The organism is Psychrobacter sp. 1U2 (genome assembly GCF_051847575.1).
Genome location: NZ_JBPYDC010001735.1, coordinates 1 through 534, shown reverse-complemented (window position 1 = coordinate 534; position 534 = coordinate 1). Strand labels below are relative to the sequence as shown.

1 protein-coding gene is annotated in these 534 nt (G+C 44.2%); it reads right to left on the bottom strand.

Annotated features, from left to right (window positions below; genetic code table 11):
- Positions 1-489: ATP-binding cassette domain-containing protein (locus ACS8FD_RS24125; protein ID WP_439277706.1), on the bottom strand; the 489-nt coding region annotated here is incomplete at its 3' end.
- Between the last annotated feature and the right edge of the window lie 45 nt (positions 490-534).

Genomic DNA, 534 nt, shown 5'->3' with positions numbered 1-534 from the left:
CACACGGCGCTTACGACCACCAGATAAAGAGGATAAATCATCTTCAGGATCAAGCCCCATCGTTGTAATTAACCGTCTTGCTTCGCGCTCTAGATCCCAGCCATGCACAGCGTCGATATCATGTTGCAACGTTGCCATACGCTCGCACGCATCCATATCGCCATTTGCGCATAGGTCAGTTTGCTGATTGTATTTAATCAGTAAATCAGCGGTATGGCGGCTACCACCCATGACGATGTCGAGTATTTTACCACTGGTTTCAGGTACATCTTGCTCAAGCATCGCTACGCTTGCACTACCATTGATGATGATTTCACCACTATCAGGCTGTAAAGAGCCGTTGATGAGTTTGAATAAAGTAGATTTACCTTCACCATTGCGGCCGATCAAACAGACGCGCTCACCTTCATTAATGCTAAAATCAATACCATCGAGGACAGGGGCGACGCCAAAGGCGAGATGAATATTTTTTAAATGTATCAGTGCCATAAATTATCTTAAGCTTATATATAGTGATAAAAACAATGAGTGGAC